Raw genomic sequence first — 371 nt, forward strand, 5'->3', positions numbered from 1 at the left:
GTTGATGGAAATCAGATCAAAGCCGGAGCTGTTTCTTGGGATCACTTAACCGGCGAGCTCAAGGATAGCCTCATTACCGATGAAGTCGACGGAAACCACATCAAAGCCGGGGCTGTTTCTTGGGATCACTTAACCAGCGAGCTCAAGGACAGCATCATCACCGATGAAGTCGACGGAAATCAGATCAAAACCGGGGCCGTCTCCTGGGAACACCTGGACGGCAGGCTTCAGGAGAGCCTCATCACCGACGAAGTCGATGGAAGCCACATCAAAACAGGCTCTGTTTCCTGGGAGCACTTAACCAGCGAGCTCAAGGACAGCATCATCACCGATGAAGTCGACGGAAATCAGATCAAAACCGGGGCCGTCTC

1 protein-coding gene is annotated in these 371 nt (G+C 53.1%); it reads left to right on the forward strand.

Annotated elements, in window-relative coordinates; translation table 11 throughout:
* A partial coding sequence (locus ACE5KN_RS31080) for a hypothetical protein (RefSeq protein WP_375533333.1) occupies positions 1–371 on the forward strand: 371 nt, incomplete at both ends.

The organism is Paenibacillus terreus (assembly GCF_042138595.1).
Lineage (GTDB): Bacteria > Bacillota > Bacilli > Paenibacillales > Paenibacillaceae > Paenibacillus > Paenibacillus terreus.